The sequence below is a fragment of the Gordonia alkaliphila genome (genome assembly GCF_039542465.1).
GTDB lineage: Bacteria > Actinomycetota > Actinomycetes > Mycobacteriales > Mycobacteriaceae > Gordonia > Gordonia alkaliphila.
The window spans coordinates 37076-60978 of sequence record NZ_BAABIE010000016.1 but is presented as its reverse complement, the minus strand read 5'-3'; the positions used below and the strand labels follow the sequence as shown (position 1 = coordinate 60978).

Annotated in this window: 24 protein-coding genes, 2 tRNA genes and 1 other RNA gene; 16 read left to right on the top strand and 11 right to left on the bottom strand. The window is 67.7% G+C overall.

Going from position 1 to position 23903, the window contains the following annotated elements; all coding sequences use genetic code 11:
• Window positions 1-54: 54 nt before the first annotated feature.
• Window positions 55-3039 (top strand): UPF0182 family protein, encoded by a 2985-nt coding sequence (locus ABD989_RS15510; protein ID WP_372493083.1) that lies wholly within the window; start codon window positions 55-57, stop codon window positions 3037-3039.
• Between the two features lie 133 nt (window positions 3040-3172).
• Here ABD989_RS15510 and ABD989_RS15505 read toward each other — a convergent pair whose 3' ends face one another.
• Window positions 3173-3424: a hypothetical protein gene (locus ABD989_RS15505; protein WP_345314159.1), complete on the bottom strand. Its 252-nt coding sequence runs from the start codon at window positions 3422-3424 to the stop codon at window positions 3173-3175.
• Between the two features lie 213 nt (window positions 3425-3637).
• On the opposite strand from ABD989_RS15505, the gene ABD989_RS15500 reads away from it, so the two are divergent.
• Window positions 3638-3714: transfer RNA gene (locus tag ABD989_RS15500), tRNA-Met, on the top strand.
• Window positions 3715-3957: 243 nt separating this feature from the next.
• Window positions 3958-4034: transfer RNA gene (locus ABD989_RS15495), tRNA-Met, on the top strand.
• Window positions 4035-4096: 62 nt separating this feature from the next.
• Here ABD989_RS15495 and ABD989_RS15490 read toward each other — a convergent pair.
• Window positions 4097-4588, bottom strand: a complete 492-nt coding sequence (locus ABD989_RS15490) for a ferritin (protein ID WP_246991684.1) — start codon at window positions 4586-4588, stop codon at window positions 4097-4099.
• A gap of 151 nt (window positions 4589-4739) precedes the next feature.
• Between ABD989_RS15490 and ABD989_RS15485 the strand changes: the two genes are divergently transcribed.
• Entirely contained in the window at window positions 4740-5174 is a 435-nt protein-coding gene (locus ABD989_RS15485; RefSeq protein WP_345314158.1) for a hypothetical protein, read from the top strand.
• Between the two features lie 91 nt (window positions 5175-5265).
• On the opposite strand, the gene ABD989_RS15480 is transcribed toward ABD989_RS15485, so the two are convergent.
• Window positions 5266-5592: a transglycosylase family protein gene (locus tag ABD989_RS15480; RefSeq protein WP_246991680.1), complete on the bottom strand. Its 327-nt coding sequence runs from the start codon at window positions 5590-5592 to the stop codon at window positions 5266-5268.
• A gap of 269 nt (window positions 5593-5861) precedes the next feature.
• Between ABD989_RS15480 and ABD989_RS15475 the strand changes: the two genes are divergently transcribed.
• A complete protein-coding gene (locus ABD989_RS15475; RefSeq protein ID WP_345314157.1) occupies window positions 5862-7751 on the top strand; it encodes a propionyl-CoA synthetase in 1890 nt (629 codons plus the stop codon).
• Between the two features lie 22 nt (window positions 7752-7773).
• On the opposite strand, the gene ABD989_RS15470 is transcribed toward ABD989_RS15475, so the two are convergent.
• The 4 genes from ABD989_RS15470 to ABD989_RS15455 all read right to left on the bottom strand — a co-directional run bounded on the left by ABD989_RS15470 (window position 7774) and on the right by ABD989_RS15455 (window position 12637).
• Window positions 7774-8412, bottom strand: coding sequence for a TetR/AcrR family transcriptional regulator (locus tag ABD989_RS15470; protein ID WP_246991676.1), 639 nt, complete (start codon window positions 8410-8412; stop codon window positions 7774-7776).
• A gap of 27 nt (window positions 8413-8439) precedes the next feature.
• Window positions 8440-9849, bottom strand: coding sequence for a lipase family protein (locus ABD989_RS15465; protein ID WP_345314156.1), 1410 nt, complete (start codon window positions 9847-9849; stop codon window positions 8440-8442).
• Between the two features lie 171 nt (window positions 9850-10020).
• Entirely contained in the window at window positions 10021-11238 is a 1218-nt protein-coding gene (locus tag ABD989_RS15460) for an acyl-CoA dehydrogenase family protein (RefSeq protein ID WP_345314155.1), read from the bottom strand.
• Window positions 11239-11269: 31 nt separating this feature from the next.
• Window positions 11270-12637, bottom strand: coding sequence for an acyl-CoA dehydrogenase family protein (locus tag ABD989_RS15455; RefSeq protein ID WP_345314154.1), 1368 nt, complete (start codon window positions 12635-12637; stop codon window positions 11270-11272).
• Between the two features lie 151 nt (window positions 12638-12788).
• Between ABD989_RS15455 and ABD989_RS15450 the strand changes: the two genes are divergently transcribed.
• Window positions 12789-13364, top strand: coding sequence for a TM2 domain-containing protein (locus tag ABD989_RS15450; protein ID WP_246991670.1), 576 nt, complete (start codon window positions 12789-12791; stop codon window positions 13362-13364).
• 1 nt (window position 13365) lies between these two features.
• Window positions 13366-14025 carry an MBL fold metallo-hydrolase gene (locus tag ABD989_RS15445; RefSeq protein ID WP_345314153.1) on the top strand — a complete coding sequence of 220 codons (660 nt, stop codon included), beginning with the start codon at window positions 13366-13368 and terminating at the stop codon, window positions 14023-14025.
• 72 nt (window positions 14026-14097) lie between these two features.
• Here the strand turns inward: ABD989_RS15445 and ABD989_RS15440 are convergent, their stop codons facing one another.
• Both ABD989_RS15440 and hisN read right to left on the bottom strand, forming a co-directional pair.
• Window positions 14098-14451 (bottom strand): VOC family protein, encoded by a 354-nt coding sequence (locus ABD989_RS15440; protein WP_246991666.1) that lies wholly within the window; start codon window positions 14449-14451, stop codon window positions 14098-14100.
• A 122-nt stretch (window positions 14452-14573) separates the two neighbouring features.
• Window positions 14574-15377, bottom strand: coding sequence for a histidinol-phosphatase (gene hisN, locus ABD989_RS15435; RefSeq protein WP_345314152.1), 804 nt, complete (start codon window positions 15375-15377; stop codon window positions 14574-14576).
• A gap of 19 nt (window positions 15378-15396) precedes the next feature.
• Here hisN and ABD989_RS15430 point away from each other — a divergent pair, with 19 nt between their 5' ends.
• The 9 genes from ABD989_RS15430 to ssrA all read left to right on the top strand — a co-directional run bounded on the left by ABD989_RS15430 (window position 15397) and on the right by ssrA (window position 21726).
• Entirely contained in the window at window positions 15397-15750 is a 354-nt protein-coding gene (locus tag ABD989_RS15430; RefSeq protein ID WP_246991662.1) for a hypothetical protein, read from the top strand.
• Between the two features lie 30 nt (window positions 15751-15780).
• Window positions 15781-16896 (top strand): peptide chain release factor 2, encoded by a 1116-nt coding sequence (prfB, locus tag ABD989_RS15425; protein ID WP_246991660.1) that lies wholly within the window; start codon window positions 15781-15783, stop codon window positions 16894-16896.
• Between the two features lie 34 nt (window positions 16897-16930).
• Window positions 16931-17818 carry a mechanosensitive ion channel family protein gene (locus tag ABD989_RS15420; protein WP_345314170.1) on the top strand — a complete coding sequence of 296 codons (888 nt, stop codon included), beginning with the start codon at window positions 16931-16933 and terminating at the stop codon, window positions 17816-17818.
• Window positions 17815-18324, top strand: a complete 510-nt coding sequence (locus ABD989_RS15415) for an Rv3103c transmembrane domain-containing protein (RefSeq protein ID WP_246991659.1) — start codon at window positions 17815-17817, stop codon at window positions 18322-18324. Before ABD989_RS15420 ends, ABD989_RS15415 begins: the two co-directional genes overlap by 4 nt.
• 48 nt (window positions 18325-18372) lie before the next feature.
• On the top strand, window positions 18373-19059 hold the full coding sequence (gene ftsE, locus ABD989_RS15410) for a cell division ATP-binding protein FtsE (RefSeq protein WP_246991657.1): 687 nt from the start codon (window positions 18373-18375) through the stop codon (window positions 19057-19059).
• Window positions 19060-19070: 11 nt separating this feature from the next.
• Window positions 19071-19976, top strand: a complete 906-nt coding sequence (ftsX, locus tag ABD989_RS15405) for a permease-like cell division protein FtsX (protein WP_345314151.1) — start codon at window positions 19071-19073, stop codon at window positions 19974-19976.
• Window positions 19977-20001: 25 nt separating this feature from the next.
• Window positions 20002-20475 (top strand): SsrA-binding protein SmpB, encoded by a 474-nt coding sequence (smpB, locus tag ABD989_RS15400; protein ID WP_246991653.1) that lies wholly within the window; start codon window positions 20002-20004, stop codon window positions 20473-20475.
• Between the two features lie 2 nt (window positions 20476-20477).
• Window positions 20478-21251 (top strand): hypothetical protein, encoded by a 774-nt coding sequence (locus tag ABD989_RS15395; RefSeq protein WP_246991651.1) that lies wholly within the window; start codon window positions 20478-20480, stop codon window positions 21249-21251.
• Between the two features lie 103 nt (window positions 21252-21354).
• Window positions 21355-21726: a transfer-messenger RNA gene (gene ssrA, locus ABD989_RS15390) on the top strand.
• 228 nt (window positions 21727-21954) lie between these two features.
• Here ssrA and ABD989_RS15385 read toward each other — a convergent pair.
• Together ABD989_RS15385 and ABD989_RS15380 are read right to left on the bottom strand one after the other, a co-directional pair.
• Window positions 21955-22077, bottom strand: a complete 123-nt coding sequence (locus tag ABD989_RS15385) for a hypothetical protein (protein ID WP_281499767.1) — start codon at window positions 22075-22077, stop codon at window positions 21955-21957.
• A gap of 148 nt (window positions 22078-22225) precedes the next feature.
• The gene (locus tag ABD989_RS15380) at window positions 22226-23872 is read right to left on the bottom strand and encodes a long-chain fatty acid--CoA ligase (RefSeq protein WP_345314150.1); all 1647 of its coding nucleotides are present in this window, start codon (window positions 23870-23872) and stop codon (window positions 22226-22228) included.
• Between the last annotated feature and the right edge of the window lie 31 nt (window positions 23873-23903).

Genomic DNA, 23903 nt, shown 5'->3' with positions numbered 1-23903 from the left:
TGCGTAAGGTGGTACCCGTTGCTGTCCCCTGACCCCCAATTGGAGTAAACGATCGTGGTGGGTGTGCGCAGTCCTATCGGACGGCCGTCGTTGTCTCGTAGAAGCAAGATCCTGATCGGCGTGGCGGTGGTGCTGCTGCTTCTGCTGATCCTCGGGCCGCGGCTCGTCAGCCTGATCACCGATTGGCTGTGGTTCTCCGACCTCGGCTTCTCGTCGGTCATGTCCACCATGCTCACGGCGCGGGTGGTGATCTTCCTGGTGGCCACCCTGGTGGTCGGGGCGATCGTCTTCGCCTGCATCTACTTCGCCTACCGGACGCGTCCGGAATACGTGATGGCGGCCGGACCCAATGATCCGCTGGCGCGCTACCGGGAGACGATCAGCAAGCGCCCCCGCCTGCTGGGGATCCTGCCCGCGCTGCTGATCGGCGTGATGGCCGGTCTGGTGGCGCAGGCCTCGTGGGCTACCGTGCTGACCTTCCTCAACGGGGAGTCGTTCGGGATCACCGATCCGCAGTTCGGCATGGACATGGGCTTCTACGCCTTCACGCTGCCGTTCGCCCGCCTGGTGATGGATCTGCTGTTCCTGGCGCTGGGCATCGGCTTCGTCGCGAACCTGCTGACCCAGTACCTGGTCGGCGGCATCCGTCTCGGCGGCGGTGGCCGCACCGGCTCCATCAGCAATCCGGCGCGCGTGCAGCTCGCCGTGATCGCCGGCCTGTTCGTCGCGCTCAAGGCCGTGGCCTACTGGTTCGACCGCTACGACCTGCTCACCAGTGAACGACGCGGCGACATCTTCACCGGCGCCACGTTCACCGACATCAACTACGTGCTGCCGTCCAAGCTCATCCTGATGGTCATCGCGGTCGTGTGCGCGCTCGCCTTCTTCTCGGCGATCTTCCTGCGCGACCTGCGGATCCCGGCGCTCAGCGCCGTGCTCCTGCTGCTGTCGTCGCTGGTGATCGGCGTGGCCTGGCCGATGGCGATGGAACAGTTCGCCGTCAAGCCCAGCGCCGCCGACAAGGAACGCGAATACATCCAGCGCAACATCAACGCCACCCGCGACGCCTTCCGGATCCGTGACGGCCTAGACGTGACCTACGACGGCGACTGGACGCGCACCCCGGCGATCCCGGCGGAGGTCAACTCCGACGCGGCGACGCTCAGCAACATTCGCATCCTGGATCCGGAGCTGCTGTCGAAGGCGTTCTACCAGCGTCAGGCGCTCAAGAACATCTACGGTTTCCCGTCGCAGCTGGCGGTGGACCGGTACGAGGTGGACGGACAGCAGCGCGATTTCGTGGTCGCGGTGCGCGAGGTGGATCCCAACCGCCTCGGCGAGAACCAGACCAACTGGATCAACAAGCACACCGTCTTCACGCACGGCAACGGTTTCATCGCCGCGCAGGCCAACACCGTCGACGAGGCGTCCGGCGATTCGTCGTCGGACCGCGGCGGCATGCCGGTGTTCATCGTCGCCGACGTGCAGACCATCAAGGACCCGAAGTTCCAGGCGAACGCCCCGTTCAAGGTGACACAGCCGCGGATCTACTTCGGCGAGCTCATCGGCAGCCTCAGCCCGGACTACGCGATCGTCGGATCCTCGGACGGTGACCGCGAGTTCGACGGCGACGGTGCGCAGTACACCTACACCGCCGATTCCGGCGTGAGCCTGAGCAACTGGGGCTCGCGTCTGCTGTACGCCCTCAAGTACGGCGAGCGGAACTTCCTGCTGTCCAACGCGCTCAACGACAACTCGCGCATCCTGTACAACCGGGACCCGCGGGACCGCGTGAAGCAGGTCGCGCCGTGGCTGACCGTCGACGCCAAGACTTACCCGGCCGTCATGGCCGACGGCTCCATCAAGTGGATCGTCGACGGCTACACGACCCTGGACAAGTACCCGTACTCGCAGCAGATGTCGCTGCAGGACGCCACCGCCGATTCCCGGCAGGCCGACAGCGGCACCACCGGCCGCACCCAGGTGAACGAGAACGTCTCCTACGTGCGGAACTCGGTCAAGGCGACCGTCGACGCCTACACCGGCAAGGTGGATCTGTATCAAGCCGACGACACCGATCCGGTGCTGAAGACCTGGATGAAGGTCTTCCCCGGCGTGGTGAAGTCGAAGGTCGACCTCGACAAGCAGCCCGACCTGAAGGCGCACCTGCGCTACCCGGAGGACCTGTTCAAGCTGCAGCGCGCGCTGTTGACTCGCTACCACGTCAGCGACGCGCAGACGTTCTTCCGGGCCAACAACTTCTGGTCGGTCCCGGCGGATCCGCGGAACGAGTCCAACGAGGGGCCCAAGCAGCCGCCGTACTACTTCACGGCGTCGGCGCCCGGACAGATGAACCTCCCGCAGTTCCAGTTGACGGCCGCGTTGAACGCGCTCGACCGGCCCAACCTGGCGGCCTACATGACGGCCAACTCCGACCCGGACGGCTACGGCAAGATCACCGTGAAAACGCTGCCCACCGACACCACGACCATCGGTCCACGGCAGGCCGGCGAGAACATGAAGACCAACGCCCGTGTCCAGCAGGAACTGAAGCTGCTGGAGAACACGAACGTGTTGTACGGCAACCTGCTGGCGCTGCCGGTGGGCGGCAACGGTCTCCTGTACGCACAGCCGATCTATACCGAGGCCAAATCCGGTGACTCGGCCATGCCGAAGCTGTACCGCGTCCTGACGTACTACAACGCCGCGGCCGGCGAGGGCGGAGTCCGGGTGGGCTTCGCGCCGACGGTCGGCGAGGCGTTGAGTCAGGTCGGCATCAACCCGAGCGCGGCCACGCCGACGCTCGCCGGTGAAGGGGCCACTTCGGGCCCGCAGCAGAAGCCGGAGACCGACGAGAAGCCGCAGCCGACGGCCCCGCAGCAGGGTGGCTCACCGGAACGCGACGCGGCGGTGCGGGACCTCGGTGCCGCGCTCGACGCCGTGCAGAAGGCGCAGGGCAGCGGTGACCTCGGTCAGCTCGGCGATGCGCTGAAGAAGCTCGACGACGCGGTGAAGAAGTACGAGTCGCTCGAGAACTGATCGGAGAAAGACGACGACGCGGGTCCCGCCTTCTGGGGTGGCGGGGCCCGCGTCGTCTTCACAAGGGGCGTAAACCGTGCTGCCTACTCAGTTCTCTCTGGCGCTTCGGGTCGGAGCCCCGGCTTCTCGAGGGTCATGCTGAGCCGCGAACCTTCTCCAGGTACCGCTTCTCTTCGGCCTCGGTGTGGTCCGGGAGCAGCGGCGAGTGGTGCAGGTGTCGGGTGAGCCAGCCGAAGATCACCGCGGTCGACAGCAGCAGCCCGAGCGCGATGATGCCGTAGGCGATGTTCATCGGCTTGTTGTCGGGCAGATCGGCCAGGGTGATCACCCACAGCGCCGAGAAACACGCGCCGACGAGCAGCATCGTGAATGCGACCATGCTCATGGGGTGCCAGCCCCGGTTCTCGTGAACGGAATGGGTTGCCATGACTCCTCCTGTTGATCGGTCCTGCTTCCAATGTAGCCCATAGGTGAGGAGAATCACATGGCATCGATCTTCCGGACAATCGGGGCCGGGTGCGATAGGTGTGGCGTCCGCTACTGTCGTCGTCGACGATTTGGCGAACCGAAATGAGCCTGTGTAACGTAGTTCTTGCAACGCGGGGTGGAGCAGCTCGGTAGCTCGCTGGGCTCATAACCCAGAGGTCGTAGGTTCAAATCCTGCCCCCGCTACCACGAAAAGGCCCCCGATCGGATCTCCGGTCGGGGGCCTTTTTCTGTGCGGGTCAGCGAGACTGTTGAGCTTCCACTCGGCAGCACTCTGCCGTCTAGTGCAGTCGCCTGGTGACTGCACCGGACGGCGGCGGTCAGGCGGGGGTCGATCCTGGGTGTGCACGACGTTCTTCCCGGAGCGGATTCGAGCCTCTGGCCAGCCGGTTTCGTGTCCCGCGCCGCCCTGTGTAGTGTTACCTCTTGCAACGCGGGGTGGAGCAGCTCGGTAGCTCGCTGGGCTCATAACCCAGAGGTCGTAGGTTCAAATCCTGCCCCCGCTACCAACGAAGAAACCCGCACTGGAAACAGTGCGGGTTTCTTTGCATCCGTCGGTGCCGCGGGCGCGTCAGGCCTGGGCGCCGAGTTCGGCGTCGAGGCGCAGGATGCCCGAGCCGTCGCCGTCGATCAGCTTGATACGGCCGATGATCTCGCGCACGGTGGCTTCTTCCTCCACCTGCTCGGCGATGAACCAGTCGATCACCGGGCGGGAGTCGATGTCGCCGGTCTCCTGGCCCAGGCGGTACAGGCCGCGGATCGACTCCGAAACGGTTTCCTCGGCCTTGAGTGCGATCTCGAAGGCATCGCCGATGCCGTCGATCTTGATCGACCCGACGCTGATGTCGCCGATCACCGGGTGGTTGTCGCGATCGAGGAGGTGCTTGATCAGTCGGTCGGCGTGCGTGAGCTCCTCGGCGGCCTGGACCTTCATCCAGGTGGCGAAGCCCGGCAGGTCCTTCAGCTCGAATTCGATGGCGAGCTGGCGGTACAGCATCGCCGACTCGAACTCCAGGGTGATCTGCTTGCTGAATGCGTGTTCGAGTTCCTCATTCATCTTCATGCCCTTCACGTTAGGCCGGGAAGGCTCTATGCGCTAGCAAGAGTTGTCTACCCTAAACTGGCGTTGAACTGCGGATATGTACTTATCCTAGCCTAATTGGGCGTGACTGGGCGGCCGAGTCCGAGGGCCGGCCGCGGGCTACGGTGGGACCGTGCAACTGGAATCGTCGACGCAAATCGCCCTCATCGCCGGCGGGCTGATCTTCCTCTGGGCGCTGCTACTGGGGGTCTGGAAGTTCGTTCAGATCAGTAGGAGCCCGGTGGGGCAGGCGCACGTCTACGTCGACATCGCCCACGGGGCGGCCCTCATGTACGCCCTCGCGACCGTCATGCTGGCACCGTTCGTGCAGTTCAGCGCCTGGCCGAGCTGGGTCAACATCGTCGCGCTCGCGGTGGTCGTGGCCTTCTTCGTCGGGGCCATCGCGGCCTACTGCCTGCACGGCTGGCGCCAGGACACCACGAATCAGTACCACCCGGCCGACCGCGGGCTGACCGCCGCCACCATCGCGCTGATCATCGGCGAGGTGGGCGGCACGCTGGTGATCTTCATCGGCTTCGTCGTGGAGCAGGCGCGCAACTGGGGTTGATGCGACGCCGGGTGGAAACGACTCTGGGGCCGACCGAACCGACTGTGCGGTTCGAGCAGCCCCAGGGGCGGGGTAGTTCAGGTGCGGCAGATCAGGAGTACAGCAGACCGCCGCAGGTCGGCCACGCGCCGACGCCCTGCGTCTGCAGCACGTTCTCGGCGACGCGGATCTGCTCCTCACGGCTCACCTGGTGGGGCATGCCGGAGCCGCCGTGCGACTGCCAGGTCGGCAGCGAGAACTGCAGGCCGCCGTAGTAGCCGTTGCCCGTGTTGATCGCCCAGTCGCCGCCGGACTCGCAGCCGGCCACGGCGTCCCAGTTGTGGGACTGCGCCGAAGCGTTGCCGGCCACAGCCGCCATCGGGACCAGGGTGAGGGCGCCGGTGATGACGGCGCGCGTCGCGATCTTGGTGAAGCTCAAGGTAATTCCTCCTAAGTCTCGCCGGGGCGATTTCCCTGGCGATTTCGGACCGACGACGACGCTACGAGATCGGAAAGCAAAGGTCACGCCCGTGTTTGTGACGCACCGCACTGCCGCGTTCCGGCGTCGGTGCGACGAAATCGGCGTCGTTCCTGGTCATCGTCGGCGTGTCGTCGTTATCTGTTCGTGACCAAAAAGTCGGTGATTGTGAGGCGGTACACACGGGGAAAGTGACCGCCGACACCAGCGCGGATCGTTACCGTAGGCACGTGGGCGCATACAACGACGAATTCACTCGCAGCATCGACGACCCGGAGGGCTTCTGGCTCGATGCCGCGAAGGCGGTGGACTGGCTGACGCCGCCGGAGCAGGCGCTCGACGCCTCCAACCCGCCGATCTACCGCTGGTTCCCCGGCGCGATGCTGAACACCTCCGCCAACGCGCTGGACCGGCACGTGCAGGCCGGGCACGGCGATCGCGCCGCCCTCATCTGGGACTCGGCGATGACCGGGCAGCAGCGCACCTATACCTATGCGGAACTGCTCGACGCCGTGGCGGCCTTCGCCGGCGCACTCACCGAACGCGGTGTGGGCAAGGGCGACCGCGTCATCATCTACATGCCGATGATCCCGGAAGCGGCGATCGCCATGCTCGCCTGCGCGCGTATCGGCGCGGTGCACTCGGTGGTCTTCGGCGGTTTCGCCGCACCCGAGCTCGCCACCCGGATCGACGACGCCGAACCGGTCGCCATCGTGACCGCGTCGGGAGGACTCGAGCCCGGCCGCACCGTCGAGTACCTGCCGATGGTGCAGGCCGCGCTGGAACTGTCGGCCACGGCGCCGTCGACCGTCATCGTGAAGGACCGCCCCGAGGTGACCGGCAGTGCCGCCGACTACGGCTGGCTGGACTTCGACGAGGTGAGCGCGGCGGCCACCCCGGTCGGCCCGGTGCCGGTCGCGGCCACCGATCCGCTGTACATCCTCTACACCTCGGGCACCACCGGTAAGCCCAAGGGCGTGGTCCGCGACAACGGCGGCCACGCCGTCGCGCTGACCTGGTCGATGAAGAACGTCTACGACGTCTCACCCGGCGAGGTCTGGTGGACGGCTTCCGACGTGGGCTGGGTGGTGGGGCACTCCTACATCGTCTACGGCCCGCTCCTGGTCGGCGCCACGACGATCATGTACGAGGGCAAGCCGGTCGGCACCCCGGACGCCGGCGCCTTCTGGCGCGTGATCAGCGAACACGGCGCCGTCGCACTGTTCACCGCGCCCACCGCGATCCGCGCCGTCCGCAAGGCCGATCCGGACGCACGCGAACTGGCCAAGTACGACATCTCGAGCCTGCGCACCCTCTACGCCGCCGGTGAGCGACTGGACCCGGACACCTTCTTCTGGGCGTCGGAGAAGCTGGGCGTCCCGGTGGTGGACCACTGGTGGCAGACCGAGACGGGCTGGGCGATCGTCGCCAACCTGCGAGGTCTGGAGCAGATGGAGATCAAGGCCGGTTCGCCGAGCGTGCCGGTGCCCGGCTACCGCGTGGAGATCGTCGACGGCGCGGGCGCCCCGGTGCCGGCCGGCTCCGAGGGCAACATCGTGGTGCGGCTGCCGCTGCCGCCGGGCACGCTCGCCGGGCTGTGGCGCGACGAGGAGCGCTACCGCACGTCGTACCTGAACACCTTCCCGGGCTACTACCTGACCGGCGACTCCGGCTACGTCGACGACGACGGCTACGTCTTCGTCCTGGGCCGCTCCGACGACGTGATCAACGTGGCCGGTCACCGGATGTCCACCGGCAGCATCGAGGCCGTCGTTGCCAGTCACCCGGCCGTGGCCGAGTGCGCAGTGGTCGGCATCCACGACGATCTCAAGGGGCAGCGTCCCAGCGGTTACATCGTGCTCAAGGCCGGCGTCGACACCGCCGAGGACACCCTCCGCAGCGAACTGGTGAAGCTGGTGCGCGACGAGATCGGCGCCGTGGCCACGTTCCGCGACGTGACGGTGGTGCAGGCGCTGCCCAAGACCCGCTCCGGCAAGATTCTGCGCAAGACCATGCGCCAGATCGTCGACGGCGAGGACTACGCGGTGCCGTCGACCATCGAGGATCCCGCGGTGCTGGAAGCCCTCGTCGAGCAGCTCGCTCCGCCGACGGAAGACTGAGTGCGGCTCCGCCGACGGCAGACTAGTTCACGTCTGCTGCGCCCAGGATCCCCGGGCGCAGTAGCGTGCGCATCGCATCGACCACGTCGGTCTCGGTGATCGACGGGTCCAGCGTGCGTTCGACGATGGCCGCGTTCACCGCGCCGATATAGGCCGCCCACTGCAGCGGGCTCGCCGTGGAGATGGTCAACCCGCCCTCGGCGCCCACCTCGGCGGCCGCCCGTAGTAATTCGCCCCACTGGGCACGACGAAGCTGGCGGTGCTCTTCGAAGGCACTGCTGACGCCGACCACGTCGATGAAGTTGATGCGGACCAGCCGCGCGTCGTCGTGATACACCGCGAGGAAGGCCCGCACGCCGGCGTCGAGGATGCCGTCGAGCTGATCGCCGGCGGCGATGCGCTCGAGGACCTTGGCGTTGACCTCGGCCATGGTGCGGTCCTGCAACTGGTCGTACAGGGTGCGCAGCAGGTGCTCGCGGTCGGTGAACTCCTGGTAGAACTGGCGCGTCGACAGTCCGGCCGCCCGGCACACCTGCGGGACCGAACTGCTCGCGTACCCCTGGGTGCCGAAGACCTCGACGGCCGCCGCCAGAAACCGCTCCCGGCGGTCTCGGCGACGGTCGCCGACGGCTTGCCCCCGGTAGACACGATCTTCACTCACGACCACCAGATTACGTGGCGCGAGCGCTCACTTTCCGTGTCCGATCGCGGCGCCGAAGAGCGACGCGATATTCGTACCGACGGCGTCAGTGAACGTGGGCCACCACTTCGCGTCGGAGGTCATCGTGAGCTCGTCGCGCACGGTGCAACCCGGCGTGGTCGGTGTGCCGTTGAGCCGGTCCCTGAGCCACAGGATGGCCGGCGGGGCTCCGGCGACCTCGCCGATCAGGTGCTCGGACAGGTGATCGCGGGTGTAGGTGATCGACGCCTTCGGGTCGCGACAGTAGGTCTTCACCAGCGTGTTCACCTGGCTCACCGGGATGATCTCGTCGAGCTGCGCGTTCCAGATGTACATCGGCATGTCCGGCACGGCCTTGCCCATGCGCGTGTCGTCGAGCACCTTGCGGACCGCGGGGGCGTCGACGGGGTCGCCGGGCCACCCGATGAAGCCCTTGTTGTTGAGGAAGGGGAGGGTCATCGCCTGATGGCCCACGCAGAGCGGTCCCTTGATGGCCATCAGGGCCCGGCCCTCGGGGTTGAGGCGTCGCTGCAGGAAGCGGTCGAACTCCGGGTACTCGCGGCTCAGGCCGAGGACCGCCGCCAGGATCAGTCCGCTCGTCGCGCCGTTCTGCGCGGCGTTCAACACCACCTTCAGGTCGGCCGGGACCCCTCCCTCGGCCGCGCCCACGATGTTCAGTTCCGGCGCATAGGTCTGCTTCAACTCGGCGGCGTGACCGGTCACGATGGCCCCGCCCGAGTAGCCGTACATCGCCATCGGTGACGCCTCGTCGATCCCGACGGGCGCGAAGTGCTTGGCCGCGCGCAGGCCGTCGAGCGTGATCCGCGCGCCCAGCGGCCCGGCGGCGTAGGCGTGCTTGGGTCCCTGATGGTCGGGGATCGACAGCGCCCAGCCCTGCGCCAGCATGCCCTGGGCGATGATCATCTCGCCCGGAATCACCTGCTGGCCGAGGGCGGCCGCGGCCGACCACTGCTGCAGCGCGTACGACGGCGCGCAGTAGCCGGCCGTCGAATCCTCGGCCAGTTGCATGGAGACCACCTTGCGCGGCCCCTTCGACTTCCCGCGCGGCTTGAGCAGGGTGGTGACCGCACCGATCGGCTGGTTGCGGGAATTCGTCGACCGGTACGACAGCTGCCAGGCGTCGACGTTCATCGGCACCAGGCCCAGCGTGGCCGCATTGATCCGGCGCGCGGCGATGATGTCGCCGGGTTCGGTCGCGGCCAGCACGCGCGCGGGCGGCTCGAAGAAGCCGCGGTCCAGTTCCTGGGGGAGGGCCACCGGCGGAGCGGGGGCCACCGGCACCTGCTGCGTGCGGGAACGCGGGGTGGGCGGCTCGGCCGCGGCCGTGGGCGTGAGCAGGCCCAGGGCGAGCGCGGCGGCGGCCCCGACCGCCGTCGCCGCGCGGAGTGGATTCTTCACGTCACGGATTCCTTGAACTGTTGATGACGGGCACGCCAGCCCGCAGTGAAACAGGTGTGTTTCACTGTGCTACTGGACGGTACTGCAGAAGTGGTGCTCAGCACAACGGGGTCACCGATGCGACGAGCCCCGCTCCGATGGAGCGGGGCTCGTCGTTCGTCGATCGCGTGGCTACTTCAGCTCGGAACTGGACTTGCCCAGCACGCGCCGCGCGATGATCAGCTGCTGGATCTGCTGCGTGCCCTCGAAGATGTCCAGGATCTTCGAGTCGCGCGCCCACTTCTCCAGCAGGGACCGCTCGGAGTAGCCGACGGTGCCTGCCAGCTCGACGGCCTTGTTGGTCACGTCGGTGCCGGTCCGGCCGGCCTTGGCCTTGCTCATCGAGGCTTCCAGCGAGTTCGGCATCTTGTTGTCGGCCATCCAGGCGGCGCGCAGCGTCATCAGGTACGCGGCCTCCCAGTCGGACTCGAGACGGATGAACTCGGCGACCGCGGCGGGCTGATCGCTGGCCGGACGGTCGTAGTCGATCGTCAGGCCGGCCTTCTCCAGCACCGCCCGCAGTTCCTCCAGCGACGCGCGAGCGACGCCGACGGCCATGGCCGCCACCATCGGACGCGTGTTGTCGAAGGTCTGCATCACGCCGCCGAAGCCCTTTTTGACGTCCACCTCGGGGGAGCCCAGCAGGTTCGCCTTGGGGATGCGGCAGTTGTCGAAGACGATCACCGCGGTGTCGGAGGCGCGGATGCCGAGCTTCTCCTCCAGGCGGGCGATGGTGACGCCCGGGTGCTCGCGCGGGACCACGAAGCTCTTGATGGCGGCGCGGCCCAGGCTCTTGTCGACCGACGCCCAGACCACGATGTGGGTGGCCCGCGAGCCGGCGGTGACGAAGATCTTCTCGCCGTTGAGCACGTACTCGTCGCCGTCGAGGGTGGCGGTGGCGGTCACCGCGGCCGAGTCGGAACCGAAGCTCGGCTCGGTGATGGCCATGGCGGCCCACACCTTGCCGAAGGCTTCGAGCTGCTCGTCGGTGGCCACCGCGGCGATCGCGGCGTTGCCGAGGCCCTGGTAGGGAATCGACAGCATCAGGCCGACGTCGCCGTAGGAGGCTTCCATCGAGTTGATGATCGACTGCATGTTGCCGCCGTTGGCGTTGTAGCCCTCCGGTCGCTTCTTGCCCTCGTCGCCGCGGCCGCCCGCGGCGCCGGCGCCGGCCTGACCGGCTTCGGCGAGGCCGTCGTAGAGTGCCGCCAGGGTGTCCAGTTCCACCGGGTATTCGTGCTCGGCGCTGTCGTACTTGCGGGAGATCGGGCGGAACACCTGCAGGCCGGCCTGGCGGGCCTGGTCGATGTGCGCGTTGAACTTCTTCGGGAGTTCGAGGTTGATTGCCATGGGATCAGTTCTTCCTATCGCTCGTCGCCCGTCAGAGGACGACGATGCCCTCGCCGATGCCGGCGCCGCGGAGGTCGCGGTACCACCGCTCCACCGGGTGCTCCTTGGTGAAGCCGTGGCCGCCGAGCAGCTGGATGCCGTCGAGGCCGATCTGCAGGCCCTTGTCGATGGTCAGCTTGCGGGCCAGCGCGGCCTCGCGGGCGAACGACAGGCCCTGCTCGGCGCGCGAGGCGCCGCGCAGCATCACCAGGCGGATCGAGTCCACCTCGGTGGCCATGGTGGCGACCATGAAGGCCACGGCCTGGCGGTTGGAGATGGGCTCGCCGAAGGCTTCACGCTCGTTGACGTAGGGGATCACGTAGTCGAGGACGGCCTTGGCGGTGCCTGCGGCCAGCGCCGACCAGCCGAGGCGGGACAGGCGGACCACGTCGCTGTAGGCGTTGACGGCCGGATCGCCCTCTTCGCCGCCGACGATGGCGTGCGCGGGCACCGCGACGTTGTCGAGCACCAGGCGGCCCATCCCGGCGGCGCGCAGGCCCATGCCCGGGTCGGCCTCCACCGAGACACCGGTGGTGTCCGACTCGACGATGAACAGGGCGGGGCGGCCGTCGAGCATCGCGCCGACCAGGAACAGTTCGGCGCTGCCCGCGTTCGGCACGAACGACTTGACGCCGGTCAGGCGGTAGCCGCTGGGCACGCGGGTGGCCTTGGTGCGCAGCGCGAACGCGTCGAACAGCGGCCACGGCTCGGCGATGACGACGGCCGAGGCCGGCACGCTCTCTCCGGCGAAGTCGGGCAGGTAGGTCTTCTGCTGGGCGTCGCTGCCGAAGTTGGTCAGCGTGGTGGCCACGCCGCTCGGGGCCAGCAGCGGCAGGGCCAGGCCCATGTCGCCGTAGGCCATCGCCTCGGCGACGAGTGCGTTGGTGACGACGCTGCGCTCGTCGGCGGCGCCGTCGAAAGCCTCGGGCACGTTGATCATCGTGATGCCGAGTTCCGCGGAGCGGGCCACGATCTCTTCCGGTGCGGTCGCGGCGTTGTCGGCGTCGTAGGCGGCCGGACGGAGGATCTCGGTCGCGAAATCACGGACGGTCTCGGCGATCATCGCCTGCTCTTCGTCCGGATTCAGGTTGAAGTAGCCCTTGGGGCTCACGGCGGGGCGCTGCGGATCGGCGCCGCCGGAGGCCTGTGCGAAGGCGCGGTTGGCGGCGCCCAACGTCTTGAAGCCCGACTTGGTGGCCTCGTACGCGACCCGGTTCAGTGGCTCGCGAAGCTTGTACTTGGCCGCGAAATCGGAGCCGGTGATAGCGGTGAGCGCGCGCATCGCGGTGCCGATCGGCGTGCGCTTGTGCGCCTGTGCGCCGACGGACGTGGTGTCGCGGGGTTGGGTCTTTTCGGTCATGGCCTGCACTCTCTCGACGTCGGACGGTGTGATCCGGGTTCGCAACGGAATCTTACTCCGCGGTAAGAAGTTACCTTACTTTGCGGTAAGGAGGATGTCGATAGCGAGTCTCGCGACGACAATCGTCGTGGGCCGTTCTACTGTATGACCCATGACACAACCTCCGAACACGCCGCCCAACTCAGGCCAGCCCGGACAACAGCCCGACTACGGCCAAGGCTCGCCGCAGGGTCAGCCGTACGGCGCTCCCCAGGGCCAGCCCTACGGGGCTCCCCAGGGGCAGCCGCAGTTCGGTGCTCCGCAGGGGCAGCCCTACGGCGCACCGCAGGGCCAGCCGTACCCGGGCCAGGCCAATCCCGTCAGCGGCAGCTACATCGCAGTGGTCAACGGCCAGGAGGTGGGCCCGCTCTCAGTCCAGGATCTACAGGCCTACTCGCTGGACGGTCGGGTGCGTTCGACCACCCAGATTCGCGACGTGAGCGGCGGCAACTGGTTCCAGGCCGGCGCGATCCCCGGACTGTTCTCCAGCCGCGAGTGGCTCGTCACCATGCTGCTGTCGCTGTTCGTCGGCGGACTCGGCGTGGACCGGTTCTACCTCGGGTACACCGGTCTCGGCGTCGCCAAGCTGCTGACCTGCGGCGGATTGGGGATCTGGTCGATCATCGACTTCATCCTCATCGTGATCCGCAAGCTCCCCGACTCGGACGGTCGCGCGCTCAGCGCCTGACATGTTGATCACTTCGTTCGGTCATTCGTGCGTGCTGGTGGAGGTCGCCGGGGCGCGGATCCTGTTCGACCCGGGCAACTTCTCGTCCGGGTTCGAAGGGCTCGCCGGTCTCGACGCGATTCTGGTGACCCACCAGCACCCCGATCACGCCGATGTGGCGAAGCTGCCCGCGCTGGTCGCCGCCAACCCGGCGGCGGTCCTCTACGCCGATCCGCAGACAGCGGCGCAACTGAACGCCGACGGCTCGATGGGGCAGTGGGCGGTGCAGGCGCCGGGTGGAACGTTCCAGGTCGGTACGGTCACCGTGCGCGGTACCGGTGGTCGGCACGCGGTGATCCATCCGGAACTGCCGGTGGTCGACAACACGGTGTACATCCTGGACACGCCCGACCGTCCGGGGGCGTTCATGCACCCGGGCGACAGCCTGTACATCCCGTTCGAGGAGATCGACGTCCTCGCCCTGCCCGCGGCCGCGCCGTGGATGAAGCTGAGCGAGGCCGTCGACTATCTGCGCGGGGCGGCCCCGCGCCGCGCCTTCCCGATCCACCAGGCGGTGGTCTCGGACGCCGGTCGCGGCATTCACAACGCGCGCCTGGCGGAGATGAAGCCCGCGTGCACCGAATTCGTGGTCATCGAACCGGGTGCCTCCCGGGAGTTCTGACACCGGAAAGTTTCATGTCCCCGGAGGCACCTCAGCGGTGCCTCCGGGGACATGAAACTTTTGTTCAGTGGGTCAGCGGCCCAACGACTTGTAGAAGACGAGGCCGTTGCCCTGGCTGTCGTACACCACGGCGCGACGCTCGTGCGCGTCGTCGTACGGGGCCGTCACCAGGCCGCCACCGGCGGCGACGGCGGCTTCGGCGGCCGCGTCGACGTCGTCGGTCTTGATACCGACCACCACCTTGCCCGGAATCGGGTGGTCCACCTCGGTGGCCAGGGCCAGGGTGATCCCGTTGCCGTCCAGGGCGGCGAAGTGCGTGCCGTCGCGGAACTTCAGAGTGAAACCCAGGGTCTGGGTGTAGAAGTCGACCGAAGCATCGAGGTCCTCGGTCGACAGCATGATCATCTTGACGTCGTTCTGGGTCATGTCGCTCCTAACGCGTATGCCGCGGGGTGGTCGCGGCGGGCCGTGGGTCCGAGGGCCACGCTAGTCCGCGGGCGGCCTGGATCCGAGCGTTTGCAACCAAGAGGGGGCTTTGGCCCAGGGAGTCAGGTACGCAGGGCCCGGAGGACATCGTCGTGCAGCAGTCCGTTGCTGGCCACGGCGCTGCCGCCGGCCGGGCCGGCGGTCCCGTCGAGTGCGGTGAAGCTGCCGCCGGCCTCGCGCACCAGGATGTCCAGGGGTGCGAGGTCCCAGAGGGACACCTCCGGTTCGGCGGCGATGTCGACCGCGCCCTCGGCCACCAGGCAGTAGTTCCAGAAGTCGCCGTAGCCGCGGACCCGCCACACCTGATCGGTCAGATCCACGAAGCGATCCCGGAGGCCGCGATCGGCCCATCCGGACAGGCTGGAGAAGGCCAACGACGCCGAGCCGAGCGCGGGCACGGCGGACACCGCCAGCGGCCGCGGGGCGCCGCCGTCGACCGAGGCGAAGGCCCCGCCCCCGGCCGAGGCCCACCAGCGCCGCCCGAGGGCCGGTGCGCTGATCACGCCGACCACGGGCACGCCGTCGTGCAGCAGGGCGATCAGCGTGGCCCACACCGGCACGCCGCGCACGAAATTCTTGGTGCCGTCGATCGGGTCGATGATCCACTGCCGCCCGGTCAGCGCCGCGTCGCCGCCGAACTCCTCGCCCAGCACCGCGTCGGCGGGGCGGTGGGTGGCCAGCAGCTCGCGCACGAGGCGCTCGCAGGCCAGGTCGGCGTCGGTGACCGGGGTCAGGTCGGGCTTGTCGTCCACCTGCAAGTCGAGCGCGCCGAACCGATCGGCGGTGAGGCGATCGGCGGCGTCCGCCAGGTCCAGGGCCAACTGAAGATCGGCCGCGATGCTCTCAGTGGCGGGGATCGAGTCCATGATCGCCTAGGGTAGTCCCATGCCGTCCTGGATCACCGTCGTGTTCATTCTGCTGATCGCCGCGACGATCGCTTCGTTGTTCATCGGCCGCACGCGACGGGCCGGCGGCCCGGTGTCGGGTGCCTCCGGGTACGCGAGCGGGACGCTGACCATCACCGGCGTGAGCGGTCGCGGGGACGCCGACAAGAGCGGGCAGGCCTACTTCACCGTCTCGGGCACCATCATCGGTCCCGATACCGCGCCGACCGAGGTGTACACCACCCTCGCCCTCCCGGCCGAGGCCGCCGATCCGTTCATCGGCGAGGAGCGTCCGGTGGTCTACAAGCCGGGTAAGACGGCCACCACCTGGCGGTTCGGCACCTTGGAAGCGTGATCGCGCCGCGGGTCGGTAGGCTGACATGCTGTGCACCCCGAAGTCGTCGCTGATCTGGAATCGCTGAACACCACCCTCACCACGGTCGAGAAGGTGATGGATCTCGACGAGCTGCGCAGCCGCATCGCCGAACTCGAGATGCAGGCCTCCGATCCGGAGCTGTGGAACGACCAGGATCACGCCCAGCAGGTCACCAGCCGCCTCTCGCACGCGCAGTCCGAGATGCGGCGCGTCACCGAGCTGCGGTCGCGGCTCGAGGACCTGCCGGTCCTCTACGAGCTCGTCGAGATGGAGGAGGGCGAGGCGCAGACCGCCGCGCAGGCCGACGCCGACGCCGAGCGGGCATCGCTGCGCGCCGACATCGAGGCCATGGAAGTCAAGACCATGCTGGCCGGCGAGTACGACGAGCGCGAGGCCGTGGTGAACATCCGGTCCGGCGCAGGCGGCATCGACGCCGCCGACTGGGCGCAGATGCTGATGCGCATGTACATCCGCTGGGCCGAGCAGCACGGTTACGGCGTCGAGGTCTACGACACCAGCTACGCCGAAGAAGCCGGCATCAAGTCCGCGACCTTCGTCGTCAAGGCGCCGTACATGTACGGCACCCTGTCGGTGGAGCAGGGCACGCACCGCCTGGTGCGCATCAGCCCGTTCGACAACCAGGGCCGACGCCAGACGTCGTTCGCCGAGGTCGAGGTGCTGCCGGTGGTGGAGACCACCGACCACATCGACATCGACGAGAACGAAGTGAAGGTCGACGTCTACCGGTCGTCGGGTCCGGGTGGACAGTCGGTCAACACCACCGACTCGGCGGTGCGCCTCACGCACATCCCGACCGGCATCGTCGTGACCTGTCAGAACGAGAAGAGCCAGCTGCAGAACAAGGCGTCCGCCATGCGCGTGCTCGCCGCGAAACTGCTCGAGCGCAAGCGCCAGGAGGAGCGCGCGCAGCTCGACGCACTCAAGAGCGACAGCGGCTCCAGCTGGGGCAACCAGATGCGTTCGTACGTCCTACACCCGTACCAGATGGTCAAGGATCTGCGCACCAACGTCGAAGGCAACAACCCCACCGCGGTGCTCGACGGCGATCTCGACGAGTTCATCGAGGCCGGCATCCGGTGGCGGATGAACGACGGAGAGGCCTGACCTGCTACTCGCGGCTAGCGGTGACGTCGAATATCTGACCACCCGACTCGGACTGCCCCAGTGGACCAACTTCCTGGAGGAGTGGCTGGCCACCAAGGGGTTGAACATCCTGATCTGGATCCTGGGCGGCATCCTGCTGGTCCGGTTCGTCCGATGGATCGGTGACCGGTACGACCTGCGAGTGGACAAGCGGTTCCACCGCTCGGACGCGATCGTGCAGTCCGAGGACGCCAAGCATCAGCGCGCGCTGGTCGACGTGGTGGTCTGGACCGTCATCGCGATGATCGCGGTGGTCGTGGTGCTGCACATCCTGTCGGTCTTCGGAGTGCGCTTCAGCGCACTGGTGGGTCCGTCCGCAGTGGTCGGCGCAGCCCTCGGCTTCGGCGCCCAACGCATCGTGCAGGACGTCCTGGCCGGCTTCTTCATCGTCGCCGAACGACAGTACGGCTACGGAGACGTGGTGAACCTGACCATCACCAGCGCATCGGTCGCCGAGGGCACGGTGGAGGACGTGACCCTGCGCGTCACCCGGCTGCGCACCAGCGACGGCGAGATGATCATCGTGCCCAACGGGCAGATCCTCAAGGTCAACAATCTGTCCCGCGAATGGGCGCGCGCCGTGGTCGACGTCCCGGTGCCCGCCGACGCGGACATCACCGTCGTCAACGAGACGCTCACCGCGGTCGGCAAGGCCTTCTACCGGGATCCGCACTGGCATCGCCTGCTGCTGGACGCCCCGGCGCCGCTCGGCGTGACCAACCTGGAGCTGGACTCGCTGACCGTTCGCATGGTGGCGCGGACCCTGCCCGGCAAGCAGTTCGACGTCAGCCGCGCGCTGCGCGTACGCATCGTGCAGGGCTTGGCGCGCAGCGGCATCACGGTCGCGGCGAAGATGCCCGCGGAATCGGCGGGCGAAGCATGATGGGCGACGATCTGCAGCCGACGCAGGATCAGGACGGTCTGGACGAGGACGGCCTGCTCACCACCGACCAGATGGCGGCCATCGCCAAGGCCGCCAAGGAGGAGTCCGACGTCGAACCGACGCGGTGGCAACGGCTGTGGACCCGGATCGGCCACGTCTACCACACCAAGATGCGCACCACGACAGTGCTGCTGATCGTCGCCTTCTTCGCCTCGGTGACCCTCTACGGCTTCACCACCTCCTTCTACGGCGTGGCGCCGCCGACGGTCAACGAGCAGCAGCGTCGGCAGGTGGAGGAGCGTCGGACCACGGAGACCACGCCGGAGCCCTCCGTCTCGCGCACCCCGGAGTCGCGCACCAGCGAACCGTCGACGGAGCCGTCGACCACCTCGCCCACGCCTACCCGCAGCGGGCCGCTGGACTTCCTGTTCCCGCAGAACGACGAGACGTCGCCCACGCAGGAACCGGACACCACCGCCCCGACCACGAGCGTTCCGGCGCGTTGACCGGTGCCTGAGCGGCACTCTCAGGAGTCGTCGTTAGACTTCGATGCTGTGATCAAGCTGTCCGATGTGACAATGCAGTATCCGAAATCGAGCAGGCCCGCGCTGTCTGACATGTCCCTCGAGATCGACAAGGGCGACTTCGCCTTTCTGATCGGTCCCTCGGGATCGGGGAAGTCGACGTTCTTCCACTTGCTCCTCAAGGAGGACAAGCCGACGTCCGGCGACATCTGGGTGGGCGATTTCCACGTCAACAAGCTCAAGGCTCGGCAGGTGCCGAAGCTGCGGCAGTCGATCGGCTGCGTGTTTCAGGACTTCCGTCTGCTGCCCAAGAAGAGCGTCGCCGACAACGTGGCCTTCGCGCTGCAGGTGATCGGCAAGCCGGCGGCGACCATCCGCGAGGCGGTGCCCGAGGTGCTGGAGTACGTCGGGCTGGCCGGCAAGGCCGACCGGATGCCGCACGAACTGTCCGGCGGCGAGATGCAGCGCGTGGCGATCGCGCGTGCGGTGGTGAACCGGCCTGCGGTCCTGCTGGCCGACGAGCCGACCGGCAACCTGGACCCGGAGACCTCCGAGGAGATCGTCGAGGTCCTGGACCGGGTCAACCGGGGCGGCACCACCGTGCTGATGGCGACGCACGACCGGCACATCGTCGACGCCATGCGCCGACGAGTCATCGAATTCGACAGCGGACGGCTCGTGCGTAACGACGAGCACGGCGTCTACGGCATCGGATAGGGAGAGACGACGTGCGAGCAAATTTCATTCTGCGCGAGGTCCTCACCGGATTCCGCCGCAACCTGACCATGACCCTGGCGATGATCCTGACCACCGCCGTGACGCTCGGCATGCTGGGTGGCGGTCTGCTGGTGATTCAGATGGCCGACAAGAGCCAGAAGATCTTCCTGGACCGCGTCGAGATGCAGTTCTTCATCACCGACGCGGTGACCGAAGCCGACGCGAACTGCACCAAGGATCCCTGCGCCCAGGTCAAACGCGACCTCGAGGCCGAGCCCGGGGTGTCGTCGGTGACCTACATCAGCAAGGAGCAGGCGTTCGAGACCGCGAAGGCGTCGTGGCAGGAGAGCTCACCCGAGGTGGCTGAGTTCCTGACCCCCGACTCGACGCAGGCCGCTCTGCGCGTGCGCACCTCCGACCCCGCGCGGTTCGGCGAGGTGCTCGACAAGTTCGCCAAGGCCCCCGGGATCGACGGGGTATTGGATCAACGTGAGCTGGTCAAACGCATTTTCAGCGTGCTCGACGGTGCACGCAACGCCGCCTTCGTGATCGCCGCGATCCTCGCGTTGGCAGCGATCATGCTGATCGTGAACACCGTGCAGATCGCCGCGTACACGCGGCGGACCGAGGTGTCGATCATGCGGTTGGTGGGCGCGACGCGGTGGTACACGCAGCTGCCGTTCCTGCTCGAAGCGGTACTCGCCGCGGTGATCGGCGCGCTGCTGGCCATCGGCGGCTTGTTCCTGGGGAAGACATTCTTCTTCGACAAAGCCCTCGAGGACCTCTACGGTGTGAACATCTTGGCGCGCATCACTTCGGCCGACGTCTGGTTCGTCTCGCCGTGGTTGCTGCTGGCCGGCATCGTCGTCGCGGGCGTCACCGCGTATGGCACGCTGCGGGTCTACGTCCGCGATTGATTCTCGACAGCTGAAGGAGTTCTCGGTGCCCAGGGAGAAGGGCCGGTCGGTGATCGCCACCAACCGGAAGGCGCGACACAACTACACCGTCCTGGACACGTACGAGACCGGGATCGTCCTGCAGGGCACCGAGGTCAAGGCGCTCCGGGAGGGCAAGGCTTCGCTGGTCGACGCCTTCGCGACGCTGGAGAACGGCGAAGTGTGGCTGCACGCCCTGCACATCGCCGAGTACGGCCAGGGCTCATGGACCAACCATCCGGTGCGGCGCAAGCGGAAGCTGCTGCTGCACCGCCGCGAGATCGACCAGCTGGTGGGCAAGCTGCAGGACGGCAACCTCACGCTGGTGCCGCTGCAGATGTACTTCTCCGACGGGTACGCGAAGGTCGAACTGGCCCTGGCGAAGGGCAAGCAGGCCCACGACAAGCGCCGCGACATCGCCGAGCGGACCGCCAAACGCGAGGTCGAGCGGGAGATGGGCCGGCGCGTCAAGGGCATGTGAGCGTGCGCCGTTCGGCTGCCGTCGGTTCCATCCTGAGATGGGGTGCGACGACGCTGGCGGCCGCGGTGCTCGTCGGCTGTAGCGCCCCCGAACCGGTGTCGCCGCCGGTCGCCGCGCCGATGCAGGGCTGGCTGATCGCGTCCGACGACGGCTGCACGGTGACCTCCGACGAGGTCCGAGCCACCGCCGACGGCCTGCAGCGCACCGGACTGGCCGCCGCCGGCTATCGCACCGTCCTGGCGGCCTGTGCGGGGGAGCTGCGCTTCGTGGTCGACGCCGACCGCGCTTTCCTCCGTACGCGAGGTCTGTCGCTGGAGGCGATCGCCCCCGCGGATCCGCGCGTGCGGCAGGCGGTGCCGGCGGGTCGTCCTGTGGTCGCGCTGCAGACCGCGATCACCCGCGCGGTGATGACGGCGCGACCGCTGATCGTGGCGGGCGAGGCGCGCGTCGCTGTGCCGCCGGAGAACCTGGCGGTGCTGACGCGCGCCGACGTGCTCGACGTCGCGCGTGATGACCGTCGTGCAGCGGGCGCGCCGGTGCACGACGACCCGAACGTCAGCGTCCGCGCCGTGGGTGCCACCGGGCTGCTGGTGGGCCTGATCAACCCCGCGGCCGAGCGACGGACGGTCTCGGTGGCCATCGCCGACCTCAACCTCATGGGCGACGATTCGGTGCCCGCCACCGACCTGTGGACCGGACGACGACTGCACGCCGTCGACGGCCGCCTCGCCGTCGAGCTCGACCCGGGGGCGAGCGCTCTGCTGGCTATCGGCTGATCCCCGTGGGGGCGGTTCCGGAGAGGTCGACACCGGCGGGATGAAATCCGGCGGGGAAGCGGTTACAGTAGGTAGTCCGCCAGCGATGGCGGGTCACTATCTCGGGGCTGATCGGTTTCGACTTCGAGCATCGAGGTAGGGGAAGCGTGTCGGTGCAGGCTAGAGACCACCGTAAGCGTCGCAGCAACCAATTAAGCGCCGATTCCAATCAGCGCGACTACGCCCTCGCTGCCTGATCAGCGAGGCTAGTCTGTCGGCCCGGGTGGTGTTCCCGCACCCGGATGCCGGCATCAGCTAGGGAACTCACCGCCGTCGCCGGTCGCGGGCGCCGACGGGACAACAAACAGCGACTGGGATCGTCATCCCGGCTTGTTCGTGAGACCGGGAGATCCAAGTAGAGACAGAGCGGACTGCACACGGAGAAGCCCTACTGAAGTGTCGGAGGACCCGGGTTCAATTCCCGGCAGCTCCACCAAGAGCCCCCACCTGGTCGACCAGGTGGGGGTTTTCTCTTGTCACGAACGACCGGCGTGACGGTGAGCCCCACGCGACGCGAAGAACCCCTCGCCACCACGGTGGCGAGGGGTTCTTCGCATCGGAGTGATCCGATCAGGCCCACGGTCGAGTCGACCGGAGTCGACCCGCTGATCGGGTGCCGGGCAAGGGGTACCCGGCACCCGATCAGGCCTGGGGGCGCCTGAACCTAGACGGTGCCGGAGAACACGTGCAGGAGTGCATCGAGCACGCCGGGGTTGTCCTGGATCAGGGCCCACAGAGTCTGGTCGAACATGTAGTTCCTCCTTGATGTCGTCCGTTTGGATGACACCACCGTATCCGAGTCGGGGGCCGCCGCGCAGCTTCGTCGCGCAGTCGGACGTGACGAATATTGGCGTGGTGCCTCGGCGGAAGAGTCCTGAACAGCAGAAACCCCAGCCGGAGTGCCCAGCTGGGGGTTTACTGAGAGTCTGCGAGGCTCAGAGGTCGAGCCCGTTCACCACTTCATACAGGCCCTCGGCGTAGTGCTGGCGGACGCGCTTCTTGTCGAACTTGCCGACCGACGTCTTGGGCACCTCCTGGCCGAACGTCCAGCGCTCGGGGACCTGCCAGCGCGGGACGCGCTCGCCCAGCCATTCCCGGGCGCCTGCGACGTCGAGCGTGGAGCCCTCCTTCAGCACGGCGAGCACGAACGGACGCTCGTCCCACTTGGCATCGGGCACGCCGATCACGGTGCACTCGAGGATGTCCGGGTGGCCGGCGATCTCGTTCTCCAGATCCACCGACGAGATCCACTCGCCACCGGTCTTGATGATGTCCTTGGTGCGGTCGACGATGGTCATGTAGCCGTCCGGGCTGATCGTGGACACGTCACCGGTGCGCAGGTAGCCGTCGTGGAACTTGGACGGGTCGGAGACGTTGCCCTCCGGCGAGTAGTACGCGCCGGTGATCCACGGGCCGGCGACCTCCAGCTCGCCGCTGGTCTCGCCGTCGTTGGGCAGCACGTTGCCGTCGGCGTCGACGATCCGAGCCTGCACCGGGGCCGGGAAGCGGCCCTGCGTGACCCGGTAGGCGAAGGCCTCGTCGGGGTCGGTGACGCCGGCGGGCACGCGCGCCACCGAGCCCAGCGGGGAGGTCTCGGTCATGCCCCACGCGTGGGTGATGGGGGCGCCGTAGTCGTCGAACTGCGTGATCATCGACGGCGGAACGGCCGAACCGCCAACGACCACCTCGCGCAGGTGCGAGATGTCCTGCGGGACGGCGTTGAGGAGTGCGGAGACGCCGGACCAGATGGTCGGCACCGCGGCGGCCATGGTGGGCTTGGCCTCGGCCATCATCGCCAGCAGCGGCTCGGGCTGCAGGAAGCGGTCCGGGTGCAGCAGGCTCGCGCCGGCGAGCATGGCGGCGTACGGCATGCCCCAGCTCATGGCGTGGAACATCGGCACGATCACCAGGGCGGTGTCGCTGTTGGCCAGCGCCATGCCGTTGGAGGAGATCACCTGGAACGAGTGCAGGTAGATGGAGCGGTGCGAGTAGACGACGCCCTTCGGGTCGCCGGTGGTGCCCGAGGTGTAGCACATCGCGGCGGCGGCGTGCTCGTCCAGTTCCGGCCAGTCGTACCGGGTCGACTCGCCCGCGAGGAGCTCGTCCCAGGTGTGGACGGTGACGCCTGCGGGGGCGGTGATGGCGTCGGCCGGGCCGCTGCAGACCACCACGTGCTTCACGGTGGGGGCGTCCGGGAGGTACTTCTCCAGCATCGGGGCGACGCTGGCGTCGACGAAGATCACCTTGTCCTCGGCGTGGTTCATGATGTAGATCGCCTGCTCCGGCGACAGGCGCAGGTTCAGCGTGTGCAGCACGGCGCCCATCGACGGCACGGCGGCATAGAGCACCTGGTGCTCGAGGTTGTTCCACATGAAGGTGGCGACGCGATCGCCGATTTCGACACCGAGCTTGGCCAGGGCGTTGGCGATCTGCGCGGCCTGATCGCCGACCTCGGCGAAGGAGGCGGTGCGCAGTCCCGAACCGGTCCACGTGCTGACCGTGGCCTCCCGATAGAACTTGCGGCTGTGCTCCAGCATGCTGGAGATCGTCAGCGCGCCTTCCTGCATCGTCGACTGAATCATGGACTGCTCCCTTTTCGTCACGTGGTGCGTC